Consider the following 24,425-nt stretch of genomic DNA (forward strand, 5'->3'; position numbering starts at 1 on the left):
CGGTTACTGTGCGAACTGGCTGGCCAGCGAAAAGGCCGGCACGGACGCCACGCATTCGGCCATGAACGCCACTTGTCTGCGACATGATGTCGTTTCATATGCCATCCAAAACCCGTTGGGTTAGAATGCCCCCCTTTTCTGCCCCGATCCTTGAGGACCGCCATGTTCAGCCGTGATTTGACTATTGCCAAGTACGACGCCGACCTTTTTGCCGCCATGGAGCAAGAAGCTCAGCGCCAGGAAGAACACATCGAGCTGATCGCTTCGGAAAACTACACCAGCCCTGCGGTGATGGAAGCTCAAGGCTCGGTGCTGACCAACAAGTACGCCGAAGGCTACCCGGGCAAGCGCTACTACGGCGGCTGCGAATACGTCGACGTGGTTGAGCAACTGGCCATCGACCGCGCCAAGGAACTGTTCGGCGCCGACTACGCCAACGTCCAGCCGCACGCAGGCTCCCAAGCCAACGCCGCGGTCTACCTGGCCCTGCTGTCGGCCGGCGACACCATCCTGGGCATGAGCCTGGCCCACGGCGGTCACCTGACCCACGGCGCCAGCGTGTCCTCCTCCGGCAAGCTGTACAACGCCATCCAGTACGGCATCGACGCCAACGGCCTGATCGACTACGACGAAGTCGAGCGCCTGGCGGTCGAGCACAAGCCAAAAATGATCGTGGCCGGTTTCTCCGCCTACTCGCAGGTGCTGGACTTCCCGCGCTTCCGCGCCATCGCTGACAAGGTCGGCGCCTACCTGTTCGTCGACATGGCCCACGTGGCCGGTCTGGTCGCCGCCGGCGTCTACCCGAACCCGGTGCCGTTCGCCGACGTCGTGACCACCACCACCCACAAGACCCTGCGCGGTCCGCGTGGCGGCCTGATCCTGGCGCGCGCCAACGCCGACATCGAGAAGAAACTGAACTCCGCCGTGTTCCCGGGCGCCCAGGGCGGCCCGCTGGAGCACGTGATCGCGGCCAAGGCGATCTGCTTCAAGGAAGCTCTGCAGCCTGAGTTCAAGGCCTACCAGCAACAAGTGGTGAAGAACGCCCAGGCCATGGCCGGCGTGTTCATCGAGCGCGGTTTCGACGTGGTGTCCGGCGGTACCCAGAACCACCTGTTCCTGCTGTCGCTGATCAAGCAGGAAATCTCCGGCAAAGACGCCGACGCCGCACTGGGCAAAGCGTTCATCACCGTGAACAAGAACTCCGTGCCTAACGACCCGCGCTCGCCGTTCGTCACCTCCGGCCTGCGTTTCGGCACCCCGGCCGTGACCACCCGCGGCTTCAAGGAAGCCGAGTGCAAGGAACTGGCCGGCTGGATCTGCGACATCCTGGCCGACCTGAACAACGAAGCGGTGATCGACGCCGTTCGCGAGAAGGTCAAGGCCATCTGCAAGAAGCTGCCGGTGTACGGCGCCTAACGGCAGCCTGAACCCCAGCACGGAAAACCGGCCAAGCGATTGGCCGGTTTTTTTTCGCCCGCAAAATGCCGTTCCCCTGACTCGCGCCCCTTTCCCCAAGCAACTTTCCCTCCTGCCATTCAAGACTTGAAACAACAACACCCCATCACTATCGACCACACCAAAGAACTAACTGTTATCGTTCACCAAATTCGCCAGCGCCAATAAATCCATCCACACGACAACACCAAAACATACAACTAAGAAACAATCCAAATGCCACTCACCACTGGAATTCAAGGAAGAACCCATGAGAACAAACAGGCAAGACTCTTTCATCGCAACATTAGCAATGGACACTCAGCACGTTAACTTTCTTGGCCTGTTGCACGAAACTCCTGCCACACGCCTGGACACACAGTTTTCCGGTGGCTTTTTCACTGGCGCACCGAAACAGAAAAACGACAGCCACCTGCTGGGCCATCGCTCCCGACAGGACATCCCCAATCCCGCGCCAATGACGATCTACTTCCGCTGCACGGACGACTATTACCACCTCTATGTAAGGTCCCACCCCGTCTATGCAGGATACTGCCTGAGCAAAGACCCTTCCGGCTTCCTCGGGGCGTTTCTCCCGGCCGGTCGCGACACCACCTCCTTCAATCTGCTGAACCTGGACAACCGCGTCATCACGCTGCCGGACCTGACCCGCGACACCCACCTCATCCGGCTCCAGGCACGCAGCGCCCGGCATGTCGGCAGCCTCCGCCGAAGAGGCGCGCCCTACCGCTACCTGGGCGAAACCGACAAGGAAGGCATCGTGTTCAAGCTGCGGATCATCGAGCGCAACGCATCGTTCCTGAGTGACCCGGACGAAGTCTGACCCACGCCTGCCCGACGCACTTCAACTTCCCGCGACACTGCACTTTTCAACGAACATTCAGAACGCTGAGCATCCTATGAGCACCGACCAGGAAAAATCCTTCATTGCAACTTTCAGCACCCCTCTTGGAAACCCTCACTTTCCAAGACTGACCTACGGCAAGAAAGTCTCGACAATGCGCCCCGACTACGTGCCCTTCACTCTTTCTTCCCACATTGATGTTTCCGATTATTTGTTCCTGAACCCAAACGTCGCACCCGACGCACTGACGTTTTATTTCAGATGCCTCGACGACTATTACACGATCTATATTCTGACTCCCGGAGACTATTACTACAGGACTGTCAGCAAAGAGCAGGAAGACTTCCTGAACGCCTATGCCACCGAAGACGGCGACCAGACCACTTTCAACTTGCTGAACGCCCGCGGCAAGATCGTCACGCTGGATCGACTCGGCAGCGACACACCCACCGTCCGGATACAGACGCGGGCCGGCAAACTGCTCCGGGCCGGATTGAGCCGGAACCGATATGACCCCAAGGTTGGCACGTTCATCCGAACCGACCCCAACCAGAGTTCGACCGCACTGGACTTCAAGCTGAACATCCTGCAGCGCAACGCGCCCTACTGATCCGGCATCGCAAGGATCGCACCGCCTACCCGACGCCAAGGCGCGGACATGACCGTCCGCGCTTTGGCCTCTTCACAAGCAAGGCAAGATAACCGGCAGCACCGAACCACTGGTCAGACCGGTCAAGCCAATTTGTCATTTTTCACTTGCACCCCTCCCGAAACAGCGCCTATTCTGCCCCCGCACTGGACATACCGGTAAGACCACAATAATTAAGTCCTCAATCCGAAGCGCCACGCGCCCGGCAGCCAGGACACCGACCAGGATTCCTCCCATGCTCAGATGGTGCTCGCGTTCGATCTTCCTCCAAGTGGTTCTCGGCCTGATGCTCGGCATCGTCTGCGGACTGACCCTCCCCGAATACTCGGCCCAGCTCAAACCGCTGGGCGACGGTTTCATCAAACTGATCAAGATGCTCATCGGCCTGATCGTGTTCTGCGTGGTGGTCAGCGGCATCAGCGGCGCCGGCGACCTGAAGAAGGTCGGGCGCATCGGCCTCAAATCGGTGATCTACTTCGAAGTGCTGACCACCCTCGCCCTGGTGATCGGCCTGGTCTTCGCCTTCACCACCGGGATCGGCAGCGGCGCCAACATCCACCTGGAACAGCTGGCCGCCGCCGACATGGGCGACATCGCCGAACGCGGCCAGCACATGCACACCACCACCCAGTTCCTGATGGATCTGATTCCGGCATCGGCCCTCGGCGCCTTCGCCGACAACAACATCCTGCAGGTGCTGCTGTTCTCCGTCCTGTTCGGCAGCGCGCTGAACCTGGTGGGCGAGGCGGCCTCCGGCATCTCGCGGCTGATCAACGAACTGAGCCATGTGATCTTCCGGATCATGGGCATGATCGTGCGCCTGGCGCCCATCGGCGTGTTCGGCGCCATCGCCTTCACCACCAGCAAGTACGGCCTGGATTCGCTGCAGCACCTGGGCAGCCTGATCGGCCTGTTCTACCTGACCTGCGCCGCCTTCGTGTCCCTGGTCCTGGGCCTGGTGATGCGTCTTTCGGGCCTGCGCCTGTGGCCGTTGCTCAAGTACCTGCGCGAGGAACTGCTGATCGTGCTCGGCACCGCGTCCTCCGACGCCGTGCTGCCGCAAGTGATGCGCAAGCTCGAACACCTGGGCATCGGCAGCTCCACCGTCGGGCTGGTGATCCCCACCGGCTACTCGTTCAACCTCGACGGCTTTTCGATCTACCTGACCCTGGCCATCGTCTTCATCGCCAATGCCACCGGCACGCCGCTGGCCATGACCGATCTGCTGACGATCCTGCTGGTGTCGCTGATCACCTCCAAGGGCGCCCACGGCATTCCGGGCTCCGCGCTGGTGATCCTGGCCGCGACGCTGACCGCGATCCCGGCGATTCCGGTGGTGGGCCTGGTGCTGGTGCTGGCGGTGGACTGGTTCATGGGCATCGGCCGGGCGTTGACCAACCTGACCGGCAACTGCGTCGCCACCGTGGCCATCGCCCGCTGGGAAAGGGACATCGATGTGCAACGGGCCAACAAGGTGCTCAGCGGCGAGCAAGGCTATACCTTTCAGCCAAGAAAACCGGCCGCCCGGGCGGCGGCCAAAGAATTCTGAATGACCGCCGTGCCTGCCGGAGCGCAGGCACGGCCCATGGAGCGAACACGTGATTACTACTTCAACCGTCGTCAACTCAGTGGTGGAAAAACTCCGCGCCGCACTGGCCCGAGGCCAGTGGCGTTCCGGCGACATGCTGCCGGGCCAGCGCGAGCTGGCCGAACAACTGGGCATCAGCCGCCCGAGCCTGCGCGAGGCGGTGACCGTGCTGGAAACCCTGGGCCTGGTGCGCTCGATGCCCGGCAAAGGCGTGGTGGTGCTCGAGGCGCAGGCCGAGGACACGCACAGCCCCGACAGCGCCGTCGCCCGCGCCAGCCTCGAGGACGTCCTGCAACTGCGCTACACCTTGGAGCCGTTCATCGTCGGCCTGGTGGCGCAGTCGGTCGGCAGCAAGGAAGTCGGGCAACTGCGCCTGACCCTGATGGACATGCGCGAAGCCCTCGACGCCGGCGACAGCGAAGCCGGGGCCAACGCCTACATCGCCTTCCACGAAGAACTGTTCGCCCTGACCGCCAACCCGATCTTCCAGAGCGTGGTGCAGCAGACCGGCAACGCCCTCAAGCAGAGCGCCGAGGTGCTGCGCAATTCGCCCCAGCACCTGGCCGAACGCCTGGAAGAGAACGAAGCCGTGGTGCGCGCCATCCGCAACCGGAACAGCGCCCAGGCCAGCGCCGAAATGCGTCGGCACATCCTGCGCGAAGGACGCCGGATGGGGATCGAGCTGAACATTCCGGATGACCACCTCGGCAACTGAATCGCCTCACACGGGAGACCGGTCATGAACAGCCTTGCCACGTCGCCTCACACCCGCCGGATGTCGGCGGCCCTGCCCTTCCCCGGCCTGCGGGCGCCGGCGGAGGATCTTTATCGGCAATTGTTCGAGGCGATCCTGGAGCAGCGGATCGGGCCTGCGGACCGCTTCACGGAAGACAGCCTCAAGGCGATGTTCGGCGTCAGCCGCGCGCAGGTGCGCCGGGTGCTGACGCGGTTGTCCCATGAGCACGTCATTGTGTTGCGCACCCATCATCGGCCACGGGTCGCCGAGCCCGATGCCGAGCAGACCCGGCAAGCACTGCACGCTCGGCGTCTGGCCGAAGCCACGCTGGTGCGCATGGCTTGCCGCAACGCATCGCCTGACGGGCTCAAGCGCCTGCGGGCATGCGTGGAGCGCGAGCGCCTGGCCGTGGCGCAAGCCCAAAGCGGTGCGGCGATCCGGCTGTCCGGGGAGTTTCATCTGCAACTGGCGCAGTTGGCGGGGAATGCGCCGTTGGCGCACTTTCTCGGCAGCCTGGTGCCGTTGACGTCGCTGGCCATTGCGCGCAATGCCGGGCAGGCCCCCGAGGGCGACTCCTGGCAGGCGCATTCGGCGATCGTCGAGGCGGTGGCAGATGGGGACGCGGACAAGGCAGCGGTGCTGATGAGCCGTTACCTGGAGCGCCTGGAGGACAGACTGCTCGACCCGACCCGCGAACACAGAGCCGCAGGCTAGATCGCCTTCGCGGGCAAGCCCGTTCCCACAGTGGCCGGCGCGGCCCAAAACCTGTGGGAGCCCTCCTGCCGGCGCCGCGCCCTCAGCCTGCCATTTCGGCGAACCCTGCCCGGATCTTCTCTTCAGGCAGGTCATCGGCGATGAACACGATCACGCTTTCCCGCGCCTCGCCTTCGGCCCATTCGGTGTCCCAGTCGAAACCGTAAAGCTTCAGCACGCCCTGGAAGACCAGGCGCCGATCCTCTCCGGCAATGCTCAGCACGCCCTTGTAGCGCAGCAGTTGCCGTCCATGCTCCTCCAGCAGCTCGTTCATGAACCCGCTGAGGCGGTCGATGTCCAGCGGCCGGTCGGTGCGCAGCACCAGGCTGGAGATCCGGTCGATGGACGGCGCCTGGCGCACCGGCCTCAGGCTCACCCCGCCGCCCAGGTCGGCATTGAGGTTGAAGCCCCGCACGTCGAGCAGTTCGGCCAGGTCGATCCGGCCGTGCTCGACCACGCGGATGGGCGCCCGCCGATTGATGCGCGTCAGCCGCTCGCTCAGGGCGGTGAAGGCGGCTTCGTCCACCAGGTCCGTCTTGCTCACCAGCAAGCGGTCGGCGAACCCGACCTGCGCCTGGGCGATGGTCTGGGTCAGGTGCAGGTCGGCGTGCGCGGCGTCCACCAGGGTGATGATGCCGTCGAGCAGGTAGCGCTCGCGCAGTTCTTCGTCGATGAAGAAGGTCTGCGCCACCGGTGCCGGGTCGGCCAGGCCGGTGCATTCGATCACCAGCCGGTCGAAGGCGATTTCGCCGCCGTCCAGCCGTTCGAGCAGCAGGTACAGGGCCTTGGTCAAATCAGTGTGGATGGTGCAGCAGACGCAGCCGTTGGCCAGGGTCATGACCTGCACGGGCTCATCGCCGAGCAGTTGGGTGTCGATGCCGGCGTCGCTGAATTCGTTTTCGATCACGGCGATCTTCAGGCCGTGCTCGGCCTTGAGCAGGTGGCGCAGCAAGGTGGTCTTGCCGGCGCCGAGGAAACCGCTGAGCACCGTGACGGGAATGGGAGAGGACAAGCGTTTTCTCCTGATCTGAAAGAATCACAAAACAAATGTGGGAGCCAGCCTGCCGGCGATGAGGGCGGGTCAGTCGGCATCGTTGCCGAATGACGCTCCGCTATCGCCGGCGGGCTGGCTCCCACAGGTTTACCGCGTCGGCCGCAGGCTGTCAGCTCAACAGCACTTCGGCCCGCCCTTGCCGCCGTAACGGGCCTCCTGACGTTCCCGGAAGAACGTCTCGTAGTCCATCACCGGCTTGTCCGGGTGCTTGGTCTGCATATGCTCGACGTAAGTGTCGTAGTCGGGCATGCCGACCATCAGGCGTGCGGCCTGACCGAGGTATTTACCGAGGCGACTCAGGTCATTGAACATGGTGCAATCCTCAGGTTACGCGTCCGGCAGGGCCTGGAACGGCGATTCTTTGTCCGTGCGTTCTTTTTTGCCCCAGGCGGCGATGCCGACCTTGAGCGCATAGAACAGGATGCTGAACACCACGAACAGGAACAGCGCCGTCAGCGTCGCGTTGGTGTAGGCGTTGAAGATCACATGCTGCATCTGCTCCACGCTCTTGGCCGGCGCGAGCACCTGGCCTGCGGCCAGCGCATCGCTGTACTTCTTGGCCAGCGACAGGAAGCCGATCGCCGGGTTGGCGTCGAACAGCTTGATGAAGCCTGCGGTGGTGGTGCAGATCAGCAGCCAGGCGGCCGGCAGCAGCGTGACCCAGATGTAGCGCTGACGCTTCATCTTGATCAGCACGACGGTGCCGAGCATCAGGGCGATGCCCGCCAGCATCTGATTGGAGATGCCGAACAGCGGCCACAGGGTATTGATGCCGCCCAGCGGATCGATCACGCCCTGGTACAGCAGCCAGCCCCACATCGCCACGCAGCCGGCGGTGGCGATCAGGTTGGCGGTCCAGGACTCGGTGCGCTGCAACGCCGGCACGAAGGAGCCGAGCAGGTCCTGCAGCATGAAGCGCCCGGCGCGGGTGCCGGCGTCCACGGCGGTCAGGATGAACAGCGCCTCGAACAGGATCGCGAAGTGGTACCAGAACGCCATGGTGTTCTCGCCCGGCAGGACACTGTGCAGGATCTGCGCGATGCCCACCGCCAGGGTCGGCGCACCGCCGGCGCGGGCCAGGATGGTGGTTTCGCCGATGTCGTGGGCCACGGCCTGCAGCGCATCCGGGGTGATGGCGAAGCCCCAGTTGCTGACCGCCGTCGCCACCGCCACCACATCACCGCCGACCACGGCGGCCGGGCTGTTCATGGCGAAGTACACGCCCGGCTCGATCACCGAAGCGGCGACCATTGCCATGATGGCCACGAAGGACTCCATCAACATGCCGCCGTAACCGATGTAGCGGGCGTTGGTTTCGTTGTCCAGCAGCTTCGGCGTGGTGCCGGAGGAGATCAGCGCGTGGAACCCGGATACCGCACCGCAGGCGATGGTGATGAACAGGAACGGGAACAGGCCGCCCTTCCACACAGGGCCGGTGCCGTCGACGAACTGGGTCAGCGCCGGCATTTTCAGCTCGGGCATGGTGACCAGGATGCCGATCGCCAGGGCGATGATGGTGCCGATCTTGAGGAAGGTGGACAGGTAGTCGCGCGGGGCGAGGATCAGCCACACCGGCAGCACCGCCGCGACGAAGCCGTAGCCGATCAGCATCCAGGTGATCTGCACGCCGGTGAAGGTGAAGGCCTTGGCCCACACCGGATCGGCGGCGACCTGCCCGCCCAGCCAGATCGAGCCCAGCAGCAGCAACACGCCGATCACCGAGATCTCGCCGATGCGGCCCGGACGGATGTAGCGCATGTAGACGCCCATGAACATCGCGATCGGGATGGTCGCCATCACGGTGAAAATGCCCCACGGGCTTTCGGCCAGGGCCTTGACCACGATCAGCGCCAGCACCGCGAGGATGATGATCATGATCAGGAAGCAGCCGAACAGGGCGATGGTGCCGGGGATGCGGCCCATTTCCTCGCGCACCATGTCGCCCAGGGAACGGCCGTTGCGGCGGGTGGACATGAACAGGACCATGAAGTCCTGCACCGCGCCCGCCAGCACCACGCCGGCGATCAGCCACAGGGTGCCGGGCAGGTAGCCCATCTGCGCCGCCAGCACCGGGCCGACCAGGGGGCCTGCGCCGGCGATGGCCGCGAAGTGGTGTCCGAAGAGAATGTGTTTGTTGGTCGGCACGTAGTCCAGACCGTCGTTGTTGATCACGGCGGGGGTGGCCCGGCGCGGATCGAGCTGCATCACATTGTTTGCGATGAACAGGCTGTAGTAGCGGTACGCGACCAGATAGATGGCCACAGCGGCGACCACGATCCACAAGGCGTTGATCGCCTCGCCTCGACGCAAGGCCACGACGCCCAGGGCGCACGCCCCTACGATTGCCAGCACCAGCCAGGGTAAGTGGCGTAGCGGGCTATTATTATTTTTCATTTTATTATTCCAGCCAGGGTGGACAAGAAAGACAGCCACCCCGAGTTTAGCGCTGTTGGCCGTAAAGACCATACCCGACATTGGTCTGAGGCCGCTGCGGGCTGGTCGCGTCCGGCGGGCCGGGTCTATAGTCAGCGTACCGTCAAGAGGAGTGCGCCATGAGCGAGCGTCGCCGCTTCAAACGTATTGCGTTCGATGCCAAGACCGAATTGAGCCAGGGCGAGCGCATCTGGCCGGTGCAGCTGGTCGACCTGTCACTCAAGGGTGTTTTGATCGAGAAGCCGCAGCCGTGGCTCGGCGATCCGAAGCAGGATTTTTTCGTCAGCATCCACTTGAGCGACGAGGTCGAGATCACGATGGACGCCCAGCTGGCGCACGAGGACCGCGGCCAGCTGGGGTTCGTCTGCCGGCACATCAGCCTGGAGTCGATCCAGCGCCTGCGGCGGCTGATCGAGTTCAACCTGGCGGACGAGTCCGAGCTTCAGCGCGAACTGGGTGCGCTGATCGAGCTCTGAACAGCGACGATCCCCTGTGGGAGCCAGCCTGCTGGCGATGGCGGTCTCCCGTCGAATCGATCGTCACGGGGAGTCTGCTATCGCCAGCAGGCTGGCTCCTGCAGTGAATCGGCGGTTATTCGAACAGCGAATCCAACGCCTGCTCCAGCCGCGTCACGGCAATGATCTGCAAGCCTGGCGGCGCTTCCTTCGGCGCATTGCCCTTGGGCACGATCGCGCGCTTGAAGCCGTGCTTGGCCGCTTCCTTCAGGCGCTCCTGGCCGCTGGGCACCGGGCGCACCTCACCGGACAGGCCGACCTCACCGAACACCAGCAGGTCGTGGGGCAACGGCCGGTTGCGCAGGCTCGACATGACCGCCGCCATCAGCGCCAGGTCCGAGGCGGTCTCCAGCACCTTCACGCCGCCGACCACGTTGAGGAACACGTCCTGGTCGTGGGTCGGGATGCCGCCGTGACGGTGCAGCACCGCCAGCAGCATCGCCAGGCGGTTCTGGTCCAGACCCAGCGTCACCCGGCGCGGGTTGGCCAGATGGCTGTCGTCCACCAACGCCTGAACTTCCACCAGCATCGGCCGGGTGCCTTCCCAGGTCGCCATCACCACACTGCCCGGCACTTCTTCCTGGGCACGGGTGAGGAAAATCGCCGATGGGTTGGAGACTTCCTTCAGCCCCCTGTCGGTCATGCCGAACACGCCCAGTTCGTTGACCGCGCCGAAGCGGTTCTTCACCGCCCGCAGCAGGCGCAGCCGGCCATCGGACTCGCCTTCGAAATACAGCACGGTATCGACCATGTGCTCCAGCACGCGCGGGCCGGCCAGCGCGCCTTCCTTGGTGACGTGGCCCACCAGGAAAATCGCCGTGCCGCTCTGCTTGGCGTAACGCACCAGCAGCGCCGCGCTCTCGCGCACCTGGGACACGCCGCCCGGCGCCGATTGCAGCTGTTCGGTGAAAATCGTCTGGATCGAGTCGATCACCATCACCCGGGGCTTTTCCTGTCGGGCGGTGGCGATGATGCTTTCGATGCAGGTTTCGGTCATCACCCGCAATTGGTCCTGCGGCAAACCCAGACGCCGGGCGCGCATCGCCACCTGCTGCTGGGACTCCTCGCCGGTGACGTACAAGGCCGGCATGCTGCGGGCCAGGTTGCACAGGGTCTGCAGCAGGATCGTCGATTTGCCGATGCCGGGATCGCCGCCGATCAGCACCACCGAACCGTCCACCAGGCCTCCGCCCAGCACCCGGTCCAGCTCGCCGGAGGCGGTGGAGAAGCGCGGGACTTCCTCGACGCTGACTTCGGCCAGCGTCTTGATCTGCGCCTGCTGCCCCGCCCAGCCGGTGCGGCCGCTCGGCGCCGCCGCCCCGCCGCTCTCGACCAGGGTTTCGGTCAGAGTGTTCCAGGCGCCGCACTCGCCGCACTGCCCCGCCCATTTGGGAAAGGTGGCGCCGCACTCGGTGCAGCCGTACATGCGCTTGGCCTTGGCCATCTGAACCCCCGGCAAAAACCGCGATGATAACGCAGCCGCGGCCGATGGGCGCAGCGACGCTCATCGGCCGACGGCATTCAGGCCTCAGTCCGCCAGGTTGGCGGCCAGCGCCTTGACCCGCGCCAGGTCGCCCTTGGCCACTTTCGCCACGCCGGCGCCGTACTCAGGGTCGGCCTTGTACAGGAAAGACAGGATGATGTGCTTGCTCTCGTCATCCGCCCCCGCCAGCGAAGCGCCGAAGCTGGCGATCAGATCCTTGCGCTCCTGGCGGCTGTACGAGCGGTACAGATCCCCAGCCTGCCGGAAGTTCTGCTCACGCTGGATCTTCGCCTGCTGGGTGCGGCCTTCCAGGGCCGTCTGGCTGTAGCGCGCCTGCGGCGTCTCTTCCCGCGGCTGCAGACGGCTCGGCTGAAAGTTCACACCGGAACGGCTGGCGCCGGCATTCATCGCGCCGTCCTGATTGCCGTTGTTCACGGCGACCTTAGGTGCGTTGATCGGCAACTGCATGGCGTTGGTGCCGATACGGTGAAGTTGCGTATCCGCATAAGCGAATACCCGGCCCTGCAACAAACGGTCTTCGGAAGGTTCGATGCCGGGAACCAGATTACTCGGCGCCATGGCAACTTGTTCGGTTTCCTGGAAGACGTTCGACGGATTGCGGTTCAACACCATTTGTCCAACTTTTCGCTCAGGAACACCGGGCCAGATCTTGGTTGCGTCCAATGGATCGAAATCAAACTTGGACAGATCTTCTGGTTTTAGCACTTGGATGTACAAGTCCCACTTTGGAAAGTTGCCCTTCCCGATATTGGCCACCAAGTCATGGGTCATATGACTGTAGTCCTGCCCTTGAACTTTCACGACTTGTTCTGGCGTCAAATTCTTGATGCCCTGCAAACTTTTCCAGTGAAACTTCACATAGTGAATTTCGCCCTTCGCGTTGACCAACTTATAGGCATGCACACTGTTACCGTCCATCTCCCGGTAACTGGCCGGCGTGCCAGAGTTGGAATACAGCTCCGTCAGGGTGCGTGTGGCTTCCGGAACATGGGAGAAGAAGTCGAAGCGCCGCGAGTCGTCGTCCAGGTTGGTGCGCGGATCCGGCTTGAACGCGTGCACCATGTCCGGGAACTTGATCGCATCGCGGATGAAGAAGGTCGGGAAATTGTTGCCGACCAGGTCCCAGTTGCCGTCGGCCGTGTAGAACTTGGTGGCGAAGCCGCGCGGATCGCGCAGGGTCTCCGGGGAGTGGTTGCCGTGCACCACCGATGAGAAGCGCACGAAGACCGGCGTGACCTGACCTGCGGCGAAGACTTTGGCCTTGCTCAGGTCGCTGAGGTCGGCGCTGGCGGTGAAGGTACCGTGGGCACCGGTGCCGCGGGCATGCACCACACGTTCCGGGATGCGTTCGCGGTCGAAGCGCTGGAGCTTCTGGATCAGTTGCACGTCCTGCAGCAGCACCGGGCCATTGGCGCCGGCGGTCTGCGAGTTCTGGTTGTCGCCGACCGCCGCGCCGTTGTCGCGGGTCAACGGGGCGGCGCTGACGGAAAGGGTCAGCAGGCTGGCGGTGAGTGCAGCGAAAGTGCGGCGGCAGGGCAATGCCCCAAGGCCAAGTGCGGAAGTCATGTGCGGTTCCTCTGTCTTTTCGAAGGCGCATCCAGGTGCGCCAGTCAGAGGCTAGAGAACCGTTCCCGCAAACATAAATAGAAAATTCGTAACGCCATGATTGACAGATTTTTCTTCCGGATCAGCGGCTTACGGTCTATTTCCCGCGCGATTAGTGGCACTTTGCAAACTAATCGTCGAAAGATGTGTCGATAAAAGCGAGCATTGTAAGGAGGTGTTTCGCGCAGGCCGCGTTTCGCTGATTTACACTGCCAACACCAACCTCATCTGTAACAAGGAAATAACCTATGGGCGTGCTAAGTGAGTTCAAGGCCTTTGCGGTCAAAGGCAATGTGGTCGACATGGCCGTCGGTATCATCATCGGTGCCGCCTTCGGCAAAATTGTGTCGTCCTTTGTCGGCGACGTGATCATGCCCCCGATCGGCCTGCTGATCGGCGGCGTGGATTTCAGTGACCTGGCCATCACGCTCAAGGCCGCCGAGGGCAGTGCGCCCGCCGTGGTGATGGCCTATGGCAAGTTCATCCAAAGCATCCTGGACTTCATCATCGTCGCCTTCGCCATTTTCATGGGCGTCAAGGCCATCAACCGCCTGAAGCGCGAAGAGGCCGTGGCCCCGAGCCTGCCGCCCGTGCCGACGAAGGAAGAGGAGCTGCTGGGCGAGATCCGCGACCTGCTCAAGGCCCAGAACAACCGGCCCTGACGCGTTGCGGCATGAACGGAAGAACGGCGCCCTCGGGCGCCGTTCTTTTTACCAGTAGTTCTCCACCGCCACCTGCCCCGGACGCCGGGTAAGGCTCAGGCTCATGTGCCGCCGCTTGAGCAGGGCCCGGGTGTCGTCGATCATCTGCGGGTTGCCGCACAGCATGACCCGCGAATGCTCGGCCGACAGTTCCAGCCCCGCCGCGCGCTCCAGTTCGCCGCTCTCGATCAGGGCAGTGATGCGGCCGTTGAGGGCCCCGGCGTACGGCTCGCGCGTCACCACCGGGATGAACCGGAACTTGTGCGCATACGGCGCCAGGTAGTCACGCTGCATCAGATCGCCGATCAACGCTTGATAGGCCAGCTCCCGGGCCTCCCGCACGCTGTAGACCAGGACGATGCGTTCGAACCGCTCCCAGACCTCGAAGTCCTGCAGGATCGACAGGAACGGCGCCACCCCCGTGCCGGTGGACAGCAGCCACAGATCCCGGCCGTCGACGAAACGGTCCAGGGTCAGGTAACCGAAGGCCTGGCGCTCCACCAGCAGCGAATCGCCTTCGCGCAGGCGGCTCAGTTCGCTGGTGAACTCCCCGCCCGGCACCACGATCGAGAAAAACTCCAGAAACTCGTCAAACGGCGACGACACCATGGAGTAGGCCCGCCACACCGTGCTGCCGTCGGCCTTGGTCACTCCCAGGCGGGCGAATTGCCCGGCCCGGAAGCGAAAGCCCGGATCACGGGTGGTGCGCAACGTGAACAGGCTGGGGGTCAAGGGCTGCACGTCAAGCAAGGTCTGGCGGGTGAACTTGTCTGCGCTGGCGGTCATGGGCCACTCCAATCGACGATGCGGCCCAGTGTCGCGCAAACTCGCACACTAATACACCGACAATTAATAGTGTTATTTGCACAAATAGCAATTCCCCTCATTTGAGAACAAACGGTTCATCATCCGTTAGTTTTTACATGACGAGTTAAATGCTTGACCGTAGAGCGACCTAATAACACTTTATGCCGATATCAAATGCTTAAAGAGCAAAAAAATCCGCACTCGATGTAGGAATCGTCCTACACTCCGGTGCGTGCCTCTTGTTGGATCCAAGTTGCACCCCCGCGAAACACCTTACGGAGAGCCTGTAATGGAAATGTGGAAGGAGTCGCAGTTAAAGCAGCTGACTTTCGCCAAGGAAATAGATACCGCGTACCCGATCCTGTTGAGATTCGCCGAAAACATTGGCTTCAACTTTTGTGCTGTCTCAGTGACATCATTGCGCCGGGAAACGCCGTTCACCACCTTGAAAATCAATAACTACCCAAGCGCCTGGAACAACCACTATGAAGAAGAAAACTATGTAGAGTCGGATCCAGTAGTAGCACACTGCAATCGTTCCATGCTGCCCATTGTCTGGAGCGAAGAACTGTTCTCAAAGACTCCGAAGTTATGGAGCGCCATGCTGGAGCATGAACTGCAGCACGGCTGGTCACAATCGTTCCATCACGAGGAATCCGGACTCTGCAGCATCCTGAGCCTGGGCCGAAAGCACTGCCCGATCAGCCCGCTGGAGCTGTACGAACACTTCGGCTACATGTTCTACGTCACCAGCCATCTGAGCGAAATGCTCGCCCGGACCCTGCCCAGGAAACCGCCCGGCGCCCGCCAACCGCACTTGTCGGCGCGCGAACTGGAGGTCCTGAGACTCTCGGCCGCCGGCAAGACCGCGTATGAGATCGCCCGCATCCTCAGTCTGAGCGAACGCACCGTGAACTACCACGTGCAGAACGTCATCGAGAAGCTCAACGTGTGCAACAAGATCTCCGCCGTCATCGCCGCCGCGCGGGCCGGGATCATCTGAACGGTCGCCTGTCGCCGTCCCCCGAAAACTTGCAGGTAATCACCCCGAAAAAAACGTACCATTCGCAACCTTCCCGAGTGATGACGTGAATGCCACGCCGCAGTCCGCTCGGAGGGTTCCGCCGCACCACACTGCGGGCCGCGGGACACCCGATGAACCGCCAGAGTCCCCGCCCCATGCCTTTGCTCGACACGCCCTTCGCCAGCCTCGACCTGATCCGCCAGCCCGAACAGCAGAATGAACCGCTGCAGGCATTCGATGCGGCCGACGAGTACCTGCTCAACCACCTGGCCGAACAGCAGCCGGCGGCCGACACGCGGGTACTGGTGCTCAACGACAGTTTCGGCGCTCTGGCCATCAGCCTGGCCGGCAAGGTGAACGTCAGCAGCAGCGGCGACTCGTTTCTGGCCTTTCAGGGCCTGGAGAATAACCTGACCCGCAACGGCCTGCCGTTCGACGCCGTGCGGGGCATTGCGGCGAGCGAACCGCTGACCGGGCCGTTCGACCGGGTGCTGATCCGCGTGCCGAAGACCCTGGCGCTGCTGGAGGAACAGCTGATCCGCCTGCAAGGCCAGCTCGCCCCAGGCGCGCAAGTGGTGGCGGCGGCGATGATCAAGCACTTGCCCCGTGCGGCCGGCGATCTGCTGGAGCGCTACATCGGCCCGGTGCAGGCTTCGCTGGCGGTGAAAAAGGCACGCCTGCTGATCGCCACGCCCGAAGCCCGGACAGCGGCGACGTCCCCTTACCCGACCCGCTACCGTCTCGACGAGCCGGCCATCGAGCTGCTCAACCACGCCAACGTGTTTTGCCGCGACGGGCTGGACATCGGCACCCGCGCCTTCCTGCCGCACTTGCCGAAAAACCTCGGCGGCGCACGGGTGGCGGACCTGGGTTGCGGCAACGGCGTACTGGCCATCGCCAGCGCCCTGCAGAACCCCGATGCCCATTACACGCTGGTGGACGAATCGTTCATGGCGGTGCAGTCGGCCCGCGAAAACTGGCGTGCGGCCTTGGGCGAACGTGACGTGACCGTGCGCGCCGCCGACGGTCTGGCCGGGCAGCCGGCGCAATCGCTGGACGTGGTGCTGTGCAATCCGCCGTTCCATCAGCAGCAGGTGGTCGGCGACTTCCTCGCCTGGCGCATGTTCCAGCAGGCCCGCGAAGCGCTGGTGACGGGCGGTGCGCTGTACATCGTCGGCAACCGCCACCTGGGCTATCACGCCAAGCTGGCGCGTCTGTTCCGGGGCGTCGAGCAAGTGGCGGCCACGCCCAAGTTCGTGATCCTCAAGGCGCGCAAGTAAGCCAAGCAAAAAAAGCCCTCCAAGAGGAGGGCTGCAAAACCGTGCCTCGCGGCAACGGGACGGGATGATTCAGTGGGTGGTCAGGCCGGCCGCATTCATGAACAGGCGCATCAGGCTGGCGGCGATGAACAACGCGCCGACGCTGCCGACCCAGATCAGGGCCAACCAGCCGAGCCGCTGCCACAGCGGCTTTTTTTCGGCTTCTTGAATGTCGTGCAGTGAAGGTTTGCCGGACATTGCAGGGTTCCTCAGTCGGTTCGGTGGCGCCTGCCCTCAGGCCATCACGGGCAGGCTCTTCTTTATCGGGAACTAGTGATAGCCGTCCTCATGGGTGACCTTGCCGCGGAACACGTAGTAGCTCCAGAACGTGTAACCCAGGATGAACGGGATGATGAACAGCGTGCCGACCAGCATGAAGCCCTGGCTCTGCGGTGGTGCGGCGGCGTCCCAGATCGAGATCGACGGCGGCACGATGTTCGGCCACAGGCTGATGCCCAGGCCGCTGTAGCCGAGGAAGATCAGCACCAGGGTCAACAGGAACGGCATGTAGTTGGCGTTGCGCGCCACGGCCTTGAGCAGGCCGTACATCGTCACCAGCACGAGGATCGGCACCGGCATGAACCAGAACAGGTTCGGCACGCTGAACCAGCGGGTCGCGATCTCCGGGTGGGCCAAAGGCGTCCAGAGGCTGACGATGCCGATCACCGCCAGCAGCACGAACGCCAGCGGCCGCGCCAGGTCATGCATCTGCTGCTGGAGCTTGCCTTCGGTCTTCATGATCAGCCAGGTGCAGCCGAGCAAGGCGTAGGCCACCACCAGCGCGGCGCCGCAGAACATCGTGAACGGCGTCAGCCAGTCCAGCGGTCCGCCGGCGTATTGCCGGTCGACCACCGGCAAGCCGTCGATGAAGGCGCCCAGCGCCACGCCTTGGAAGAAGGTCGCGGCGATCGAGCCGCCGATGAAGGCCTTGTCCCACAGGTGCCGCTTGTCGTCCTTGGCCTTGAAGCGGAACTCGAAGGCCACACCGCGGAAGATCAGCCCGATCAGCATGAAGATCAGCGGCAGGTACAGCGCCGACAGCACCACCGAATAGGCCAGCGGGAAGGCGCCGAACAATGCGGCGCCCCCCAGCACCAACCAGGTTTCGTTGCCGTCCCAGACCGGGGCGACGGTGTTCATCATCACGTCGCGGTCGGTCTTGCCGGGGGTGAACGGGAAAAGGATCCCGATCCCCAGGTCGAAGCCGTCCATGACCACGTACATCATGATGCCGAAGATGATGATCACGGCCCAGATCAGCGGAAGATCGATACCCATGACTCAAATCTCCTTGGTCAGGCTGCGGTCGGCGTCGGCGCCATCGTCGTCCGCGGCGGACAGCGGACGGGCCGGCGTGCGTTTGCGGCCGGGGCCGCCGTCGTTGGTTTCCTTGCCCTCGTCGGTCTTCGGCCCCTTGCGCACCAGGCGCATCATGTAGCCCAGGCCGGCGCCGAACAGCGCGAAGTACACCACCACGAACATGATCAAGGTGATGCTCATCTGCATGAAGCTGTGGTTGGAGGACGCGTCCGCCGTGCGCATCAAGCCGTAGACTACCCACGGCTGACGGCCGATCTCGGTGGTGAACCAGCCGGCGAGGATCGCGATCAGGCCCGACGGCCCCATCCACAGGGCCAGGTACAGGAACGGCCGCGAGGTGTAGAGCGAGTCACGCTTGCGCAGCCACAGGCTCCAGAGGCCAGTGAAGATCATCAGGAAGCCGAGGCCCACCATGATCCGGAACGACCAGAACACGATGGTCGAGTTGGGCCGGTCCTCCGGCGGGAACTCCTTGAGCGCCGGCACCTGCTTGTCCAGCGAGTGGGTCAGGATCAGGCTGCCGAGGTACGGGATCTCCACGGCGAATTTGGTCTTCTCTTCCTTCATGTCCGGCCAGCCGAACAGGATCAGCGGCGTCGCCTCGTTACCGACGTTTTCCCAGTGGCCTTCGATGGCGGCGATCTTCGCCGGCTGGTGCTTGAGGGTGTTGAGGCCGTGGAAGTCGCCGATCACGGCCTGGATCGGCGCGACGATCAGGGCCATCCACATGGCCATCGACAGCATCTTGCGGATCGCCGGGTTGTCCTTGCCGCGCAGCAGGTGCCAGGCCGCCGAGGCGCCGACGAAGAACGCCGTGGCAACGAACGCGGCAGTGGCCATGTGCATCAGCCGGTACGGGAACGAAGGGTTGAAGATGATCGCCAGCCAGTCGGTGGGGATCACCTGGCCGTTGACGATCTCGAAGCCTTGCGGGGTCTGCATCCAGCTGTTGGACGCGAGGATCCAGAAAGTCGAGATCAAGGTGCCGATGGCCACCATGACCGTGGAGAAGAAGTGCAGGCCGCGTCCGACCTTGTTCCAGCCGAACAGCATCACGCCGAGGAAACCGGCTTCGAGGAAGAACGCCGTGAGCACCTCATAGGTGAGCAACGGGCCGGTGACGGAACCGGCGAAGTCGGAGAACCGGCTCCAGTTGGTGCCGAACTGGTACGCCATGACCAGCCCCGAGACCACCCCCATGCCGAAGTTGACGGCGAAGATCTTCGACCAGAAATGGTAGAGGTCACGGTAGGTGTCGTTGCCGGTCTTCAGCCACAGGCCTTCGAGCACCGCCAGGTAGCTCGCCAGTCCGATGGTGATGGCGGGAAACAGAATGTGGAACGAGATGGTGAACGCGAACTGAATTCGGGCGAGATCGAGTGCCTCTAAACCGAACATAAGTCTTCCTCTGTCAGGTGGTACAGGCTGCCGGGCTTGTGGCCCGGTACCCACTGCCCCCACGGATATGGAGTGCGGCGAATTCGGATTCGTTCTTCTTTTTACGCGCACCCAACGCGGGGAGCCTGGCCGGACGGCCGCCAGACCACTTCCCGCAAGGGTCTTGATCTGGATCAATCAACGTTGAAAGAGTAGTCCGATTTCCGACGGCGAACTGCGTGGTCTTTTGCCGCGTGACAAGTTGCCTCATAGCTTCGGCAACGCGCTGAAATACATTGGCGAGCGCCTTGGAGCACAGCCCCCCGAAAAATCGGTGTCTAGCTAACTAAATTTTTCTACATGGCAACTTTTGGTTACAGACTGGTGATAACCTCGCGACTCCCCTCTCGCACACGTCCGGCCCTCCGATGCCCAGCCAAGCGCCTTTGCTGCTCCGCCACCACCGTCCTTTCATTGCGTTCTGGCTGGCCCGGATCTTCACCGCCAGCGGCTTTCAGATGCTCACCGTGGCCATCGGCTGGAACCTCTACCAACTGACCGGCAATGTGCTCGACCTGGGCCTGGTGGGCCTGGTGGAGTTCGCGCCCCGGGTGCTGTTCATGCTGCACACCGGGCATGTCGCCGACCGCTACGACCGGCGCAAGGTCGCGGCGATCTGCCAGTCGCTGCAGGCGCTGATCGCCCTGACGCTGGCCATCGGCAGCGCCACCGACCACGTCACCCGCGAACTGATCTTCATCCTCGCCTTCCTGCTGGGCGCCGCGCGCTCCTTCGAGATGCCCACCACCCAGGCCCTGCTGCCGAGCATCGTGCCCACCGCCCTGTTCCCCCGGGCGGTCGCCGCCGCACAATCGGCCCAGCAGTCGGCGACGATCGTCGCCCCGGCGCTGGGCGGCCTGCTCTATGCGTTCGGCAGCGTGTGGGTCTACGGCCCGACCGTGCTGCTGTACGTGATCGCCTGCACCCTGATGCTCAACCTGCCCGCGCGCCAGACTCCGCTGAACAAAGGCAAGGCCACGCTGGATTCGTTGCTGGCGGGGATCCGCTTCATCCGCAGCCGCCCGGACATCCTCGGGGCGATCTCGCTGGATCTGTTCGCGGTGCTGCTCGGCGGCGCCACGGCGCTGCTGCCGGTGTTCGCCAAGGACATCCTGCTGACCGGCGCCTGGGGTCTGGGCCTGCTCCGCTCGGCTCCGGCGGTGGGCGCATTGCTGATGTCGCTGTTCCTGGCGCGGTTCGCCGTGGAACGTCATGTCGGCCGGGTGATGTTCACGGCGGTCGGCGTGTTCGGCGTGGCGACCATCGCCTTCGGCCTGTCGACCTCGTTCTGGTTCTCGCTGGCGGTGCTGGTGGTGCTGGGCGCGGCGGACATGATCAGCATGGTGATCCGCGCCTCGTTCGTGCAGCTGGAAACCCCTGACGAGATGCGCGGCCGGGTCAGCGCGGTGAACGGCCTGTTCATCGGCGCCTCGAACCAGCTCGGCGAATTCGAGTCCGGTCTCACCGCCCACTGGTTCGGCACGGTGCCGGCGGTGGTCATGGGCGGCATCGGCACGCTGGTGGTGACCGGCACCTGGATCAAGCTGTTCCCGACCCTGGCCAGCCGCGACCGGATGCATGTGCCGGTGGAGGAAGCCAAGGCCTGAGGCGACTCAGGCCTGCCCCGGCCCCTCTGTCACTTGATGTAGAGCTGGGTCGACAACGTGTTGCGCGGCGCGTTGATCGAGGTGTTGGTGAAGGTGAAGGTGCCTTCCTGCCTGGCGCCCAGGTCGAACTCATAGAGAGAGCCGACGGTTTTGCTGCCGGGGGTGCATTCGGTCAGGTTGCCGGTCTGGAAGGCGCAGACCGGGCTGCGGACGCCGTCCACCTCGAAGCCGTCCAGGGAGGCCTGGGGCTGGCTCTGGCCGTAGCCGATCTCCAGCACATAGACCTTGATGCCCGATCCGCCGTGGTCGCATTGCGTGCGGGACTGGCCGTCTTCGATGTCTTCCAGCCCGCAGGCCGCCGACTGCACCTTGATCACTTTCACTTCGCTCAACGGCGGCGCCGACGCCGCCAACGCCGCCGGCACCGCGGCCAGCAGTGCGGCCGTCAACCCGGCGGTTTTCATCCAGCGCTTGCTCATGCGGTCCATCCCCCAAAAAACAGCGCGCAGTATGGCGTACTTGGCGCAGACACAAAACTTCGCCGACGATCGACACCGACATCCGCCATATTCCCCGCGCTGCTGGTATGATGCGCGGCTTTTTCCGGCCCACAGCAAAATCCCAGGCGCATCCGGCGACCTGTGCTTTGCTGTTGAGGTCGATACATTCACGGCGCCACGCGCGCCACGGGGAGCAGACATGCTGGAAAGGCTGTTTCAACTCAAGGCACACAACACCAACGTGCGGACCGAGATCCTGGCGGGCGTCACGACGTTCCTGGCCATGGCCTACATCCTGTTCGTCAACCCGAGCATCCTCGGCGAGACCGGCATGGACAAAGGCGCGGTGTTCGTCGCCACCTGCCTTGCCGCCGCCATCGGTTCCACGGTGATGGGCCTGATCGCCAACTACCCGATCGCCCTCGCGCCGGGCATGGGCCTGAACGCCTTCTTTACCTACACCGTCGTGCTGCACATGGGCCACACCTGGCAAGTGGCGCTGGGTGCGGTGTTCATTTCGGCCGTGTGCTTCTTCCTGCTGTCGATCTTCCGCATCCGTGAATGGATCATCAACAGCATCCCCCTGCCGCTGCGCTCGGCGATCGCCGCCGGCATCGGCCTGTTCCTGGCCCTGATCGCCCTGCACAACGCCGGCATCGTGGTCGGCAACCCGGCGACCATGGTCGGCCTCGGCGACCTCAAGCAACCGGCCCCGATCCTCGCGACCCTGGGCTTCGCCCTGATCGTCGCCCTCGAAGCGCTGAAAGTGCGCGGCGCCGTGCTGATCGGCATCCTGGCGGTGACCATCGTGTCGATCGTCATGGGCTTCACCCCGTTCGGCGGCGTGACCTCGATGCCACCGTCGCTGGCCCCGACCTTCCTGCAGCTGGACATCAAGGGCGCGCTGGACATCGGTCTGGTCAGCGTGATCTTCGCCTTCCTGTTCGTCGACCTGTTCGACAACTCCGGCACCCTGATCGGCGTCGCCAAGCGCGCCGGCCTGATGGGCAAGGACGGCCACATGCCGAAGATGGGCCGCGCCCTGATCGCCGACAGCACCGCCGCGATGGCCGGTTCCCTGCTGGGCACCTCCACCACCACCAGCTACATCGAGTCCGCCGCCGGCGTGAGCGCCGGGGGCCGCACCGGCCTGACCGCCATCGTCGTCGCGATCCTGTTCCTGCTGGCGCTGTTCTTCTCGCCGCTGGCGGCCAGCGTGCCGGCCTTCGCCACCGCCCCGGCGCTGCTGTTCGTCGCCGTGCTGATGACTTCGGGCCTGGCGGAAATAGACTGGGAAGACATCACCGTCGCCGCGCCGGTCGTGGTCACCGCCCTGGCGATGCCGTTCACCTACTCCATCGCCAACGGCATCGCGTTCGGCTTCATCGCCTGGACCGCCATCAAGATCCTGTCGGGCCGCGCCCGTGAGCTGAACCCGGCGCTGGTGATCCTGTCGATCCTGTTCGTGATCAAGTTGGGTTGGTTCAACGCATGACTTTCGATTCCCAGGCCTACGCCGCACAGCTTGCCGACAAGGTCACGCGCCTGCGTGACCTGCTGGCCCCGTTCGATGCACCGGAGCCTTCGGTGTTCGACTCGCCGTTGCAGCACTTTCGTCTGCGCGCCGAATTCCGCCTGTGGCGCGAGGCCGGCGAGCGCCATTACGCGATGTTCTCCCAGGAGGACAAGCGCACGCCGATCCTGATCGAGCAATTCCCGATCGCCAGCCTGCGCATCAACCAGCTGATGCCGCAGCTCAAGGCGGCCTGGCAGGCCAGCTCGGCGCTCAGCCACAAGCTGTTCCAGGTGGAGTTCCTGACCACCCTGGCCGGCGATGCGATGATCACCCTGTGCTATCACCGTCCGCTGGACGAGCACTGGCACGTGGCGGCATCGAAGCTGGCGGCGGACCTGAACGTCAGCGTCATCGGCCGCTCCAAGGGCAAGCGCGAAGTCATCGGCCGCGACTATGTGGTGGAGAAGCTCGACGTCGGCGGCCGCACCTTCAGCTACCGCCAACCGGAAGGCGCGTTCACCCAGCCCAACGGCACCGTGAACCAGAAGATGCTCGACTGGGCCTTCGAGGCGCTGGGCGACCGTGAGGACGACCTGCTGGAGCTGTACTGCGGCAACGGCAACTTCACCCTGCCGCTGGCCACCCGCGTGCGCAAGGTGCTGGCCACCGAGATTAGCAAGACGTCGGTCAACGCCGCGCTGAGCAACCTCAGCGAAAACGCTGTGGATAACGTCACCCTGGTGCGCCTGTCCGCCGAAGAGCTGACCGAAGCCCTGAACGAGGTGCGCCCGTTCCGCCGCCTGCAAGGCATCGACCTGAAGAGCTACGAATTCGGCAGCGTCTTCGTCGACCCGCCCCGCGCCGGCATGGATCCGGACACCTGCGAGCTGACCCGGCGTTTCGACAACATCCTGTACATCTCCTGCAACCCCGAAACCCTCGCGGCGAACATCGCCCAGCTGCACGACACCCACCGCATCACCCGTTGCGCGCTGTTCGACCAGTTCCCGTGGACGCACCACATGGAGTCCGGGGTCTTGCTGACCCGACGCTGAGCG

General features: G+C 63.7%; 23 protein-coding genes. 13 read left to right on the forward strand and 10 right to left on the reverse strand.

Going from position 1 to position 24,425, the window contains the following annotated elements; translation table 11 throughout:
* The first annotated feature begins 162 nt into the window (after positions 1-162).
* The 6 genes from glyA to CAG33_RS14025 all read left to right on the forward strand — a co-directional run bounded on the left by glyA (position 163) and on the right by CAG33_RS14025 (position 5,986).
* A complete protein-coding gene (gene glyA, locus CAG33_RS14000; protein ID WP_007924771.1) occupies positions 163-1,416 on the forward strand; it encodes a serine hydroxymethyltransferase in 1,254 nt (417 codons plus the stop codon).
* Between the two features lie 289 nt (positions 1,417-1,705).
* On the forward strand, positions 1,706-2,278 hold the full coding sequence (locus CAG33_RS28275) for a hypothetical protein (RefSeq protein ID WP_139831490.1): 573 nt from the start codon (positions 1,706-1,708) through the stop codon (positions 2,276-2,278).
* 76 nt (positions 2,279-2,354) lie between these two features.
* Positions 2,355-2,909: a hypothetical protein gene (locus CAG33_RS14010; RefSeq protein ID WP_139831491.1), complete on the forward strand. Its 555-nt coding sequence runs from the start codon at positions 2,355-2,357 to the stop codon at positions 2,907-2,909.
* Between the two features lie 274 nt (positions 2,910-3,183).
* On the forward strand, positions 3,184-4,497 hold the full coding sequence (locus tag CAG33_RS14015) for a C4-dicarboxylate transporter DctA (protein ID WP_085584132.1): 1,314 nt from the start codon (positions 3,184-3,186) through the stop codon (positions 4,495-4,497).
* Positions 4,498-4,546: 49 nt separating this feature from the next.
* Positions 4,547-5,251: a FadR/GntR family transcriptional regulator gene (locus CAG33_RS14020; RefSeq protein WP_085584129.1), complete on the forward strand. Its 705-nt coding sequence runs from the start codon at positions 4,547-4,549 to the stop codon at positions 5,249-5,251.
* Positions 5,252-5,275: 24 nt separating this feature from the next.
* Complete coding sequence (locus CAG33_RS14025) at positions 5,276-5,986, forward strand: GntR family transcriptional regulator (protein ID WP_085638883.1); 711 nt, start codon at positions 5,276-5,278, stop codon at positions 5,984-5,986.
* Positions 5,987-6,068: 82 nt separating this feature from the next.
* Here the strand turns inward: CAG33_RS14025 and yjiA are convergent, their stop codons facing one another.
* The 3 genes from yjiA to CAG33_RS14040 all read right to left on the reverse strand — a co-directional run bounded on the left by yjiA (position 6,069) and on the right by CAG33_RS14040 (position 9,473).
* Positions 6,069-7,037 carry a GTPase gene (gene yjiA, locus CAG33_RS14030; protein WP_085638886.1) on the reverse strand — a complete coding sequence of 323 codons (969 nt, stop codon included), beginning with the start codon at positions 7,035-7,037 and terminating at the stop codon, positions 6,069-6,071.
* A 156-nt stretch (positions 7,038-7,193) separates the two neighbouring features.
* Complete coding sequence (locus CAG33_RS14035; protein ID WP_085584123.1) at positions 7,194-7,391, reverse strand: YbdD/YjiX family protein; 198 nt, start codon at positions 7,389-7,391, stop codon at positions 7,194-7,196.
* Positions 7,392-7,406: 15 nt separating this feature from the next.
* Positions 7,407-9,473 carry a carbon starvation CstA family protein gene (locus CAG33_RS14040; protein ID WP_085584121.1) on the reverse strand — a complete coding sequence of 689 codons (2,067 nt, stop codon included), beginning with the start codon at positions 9,471-9,473 and terminating at the stop codon, positions 7,407-7,409.
* A 158-nt stretch (positions 9,474-9,631) separates the two neighbouring features.
* Between CAG33_RS14040 and CAG33_RS14045 the strand changes: the two genes are divergently transcribed.
* A complete protein-coding gene (locus CAG33_RS14045) occupies positions 9,632-9,988 on the forward strand; it encodes a PilZ domain-containing protein (protein ID WP_085638889.1) in 357 nt (118 codons plus the stop codon).
* 115 nt (positions 9,989-10,103) lie between these two features.
* Here the strand turns inward: CAG33_RS14045 and radA are convergent, their stop codons facing one another.
* On the reverse strand, positions 10,104-11,471 hold the full coding sequence (gene radA, locus CAG33_RS14050) for a DNA repair protein RadA (RefSeq protein WP_085584117.1): 1,368 nt from the start codon (positions 11,469-11,471) through the stop codon (positions 10,104-10,106).
* Positions 11,472-11,555: 84 nt separating this feature from the next.
* Positions 11,556-13,097 (reverse strand): catalase KatB, encoded by a 1,542-nt coding sequence (gene katB, locus CAG33_RS14055; protein ID WP_085632310.1) that lies wholly within the window; start codon positions 13,095-13,097, stop codon positions 11,556-11,558.
* Between the two features lie 287 nt (positions 13,098-13,384).
* Here katB and mscL point away from each other — a divergent pair, with 287 nt between their 5' ends.
* Positions 13,385-13,798 (forward strand): large-conductance mechanosensitive channel protein MscL, encoded by a 414-nt coding sequence (mscL, locus tag CAG33_RS14060; RefSeq protein ID WP_085584113.1) that lies wholly within the window; start codon positions 13,385-13,387, stop codon positions 13,796-13,798.
* Between the two features lie 48 nt (positions 13,799-13,846).
* On the opposite strand, the gene CAG33_RS14065 is transcribed toward mscL, so the two are convergent.
* Positions 13,847-14,623 (reverse strand): ferredoxin--NADP reductase, encoded by a 777-nt coding sequence (locus CAG33_RS14065; protein WP_085584111.1) that lies wholly within the window; start codon positions 14,621-14,623, stop codon positions 13,847-13,849.
* Between the two features lie 310 nt (positions 14,624-14,933).
* On the opposite strand from CAG33_RS14065, the gene CAG33_RS14070 reads away from it, so the two are divergent.
* Together CAG33_RS14070 and CAG33_RS14075 are read left to right on the forward strand one after the other, a co-directional pair.
* Positions 14,934-15,647, forward strand: coding sequence for an autoinducer binding domain-containing protein (locus CAG33_RS14070; protein WP_085584109.1), 714 nt, complete (start codon positions 14,934-14,936; stop codon positions 15,645-15,647).
* A 176-nt stretch (positions 15,648-15,823) separates the two neighbouring features.
* The gene (locus CAG33_RS14075) at positions 15,824-16,948 is read left to right on the forward strand and encodes a class I SAM-dependent methyltransferase (protein WP_085638892.1); all 1,125 of its coding nucleotides are present in this window, start codon (positions 15,824-15,826) and stop codon (positions 16,946-16,948) included.
* A 69-nt stretch (positions 16,949-17,017) separates the two neighbouring features.
* Here CAG33_RS14075 and CAG33_RS14080 read toward each other — a convergent pair whose 3' ends face one another.
* The 3 genes from CAG33_RS14080 to CAG33_RS14090 form a co-directional block, all read right to left on the reverse strand.
* Complete coding sequence (locus CAG33_RS14080) at positions 17,018-17,185, reverse strand: DUF2474 domain-containing protein (RefSeq protein WP_085584104.1); 168 nt, start codon at positions 17,183-17,185, stop codon at positions 17,018-17,020.
* 72 nt (positions 17,186-17,257) lie between these two features.
* A complete protein-coding gene (gene cydB / locus CAG33_RS14085; protein ID WP_085584102.1) occupies positions 17,258-18,265 on the reverse strand; it encodes a cytochrome d ubiquinol oxidase subunit II in 1,008 nt (335 codons plus the stop codon).
* A gap of 3 nt (positions 18,266-18,268) precedes the next feature.
* A complete protein-coding gene (locus CAG33_RS14090) occupies positions 18,269-19,705 on the reverse strand; it encodes a cytochrome ubiquinol oxidase subunit I (RefSeq protein ID WP_085584100.1) in 1,437 nt (478 codons plus the stop codon).
* Between the two features lie 407 nt (positions 19,706-20,112).
* On the opposite strand from CAG33_RS14090, the gene CAG33_RS14095 reads away from it, so the two are divergent.
* Complete coding sequence (locus CAG33_RS14095) at positions 20,113-21,351, forward strand: MFS transporter (protein ID WP_085638895.1); 1,239 nt, start codon at positions 20,113-20,115, stop codon at positions 21,349-21,351.
* Positions 21,352-21,380: 29 nt separating this feature from the next.
* Here CAG33_RS14095 and CAG33_RS14100 read toward each other — a convergent pair whose 3' ends face one another.
* Positions 21,381-21,830: a DUF4879 domain-containing protein gene (locus CAG33_RS14100; RefSeq protein ID WP_085632318.1), complete on the reverse strand. Its 450-nt coding sequence runs from the start codon at positions 21,828-21,830 to the stop codon at positions 21,381-21,383.
* Between the two features lie 220 nt (positions 21,831-22,050).
* On the opposite strand from CAG33_RS14100, the gene CAG33_RS14105 reads away from it, so the two are divergent.
* Positions 22,051-23,346, forward strand: a complete 1,296-nt coding sequence (locus tag CAG33_RS14105; RefSeq protein WP_085584094.1) for an NCS2 family permease — start codon at positions 22,051-22,053, stop codon at positions 23,344-23,346.
* Positions 23,343-24,422, forward strand: coding sequence for a tRNA (uridine(54)-C5)-methyltransferase TrmA (gene trmA / locus CAG33_RS14110; protein WP_085584092.1), 1,080 nt, complete (start codon positions 23,343-23,345; stop codon positions 24,420-24,422). Before CAG33_RS14105 ends, trmA begins: the two co-directional genes overlap by 4 nt.
* Positions 24,423-24,425: the final 3 nt, after the last annotated feature.

Source organism: Pseudomonas sp. B3(2017) (assembly GCF_002113595.1).
Taxonomy (GTDB): Bacteria; Pseudomonadota; Gammaproteobacteria; order Pseudomonadales; family Pseudomonadaceae; genus Aquipseudomonas; species Aquipseudomonas ekonensis.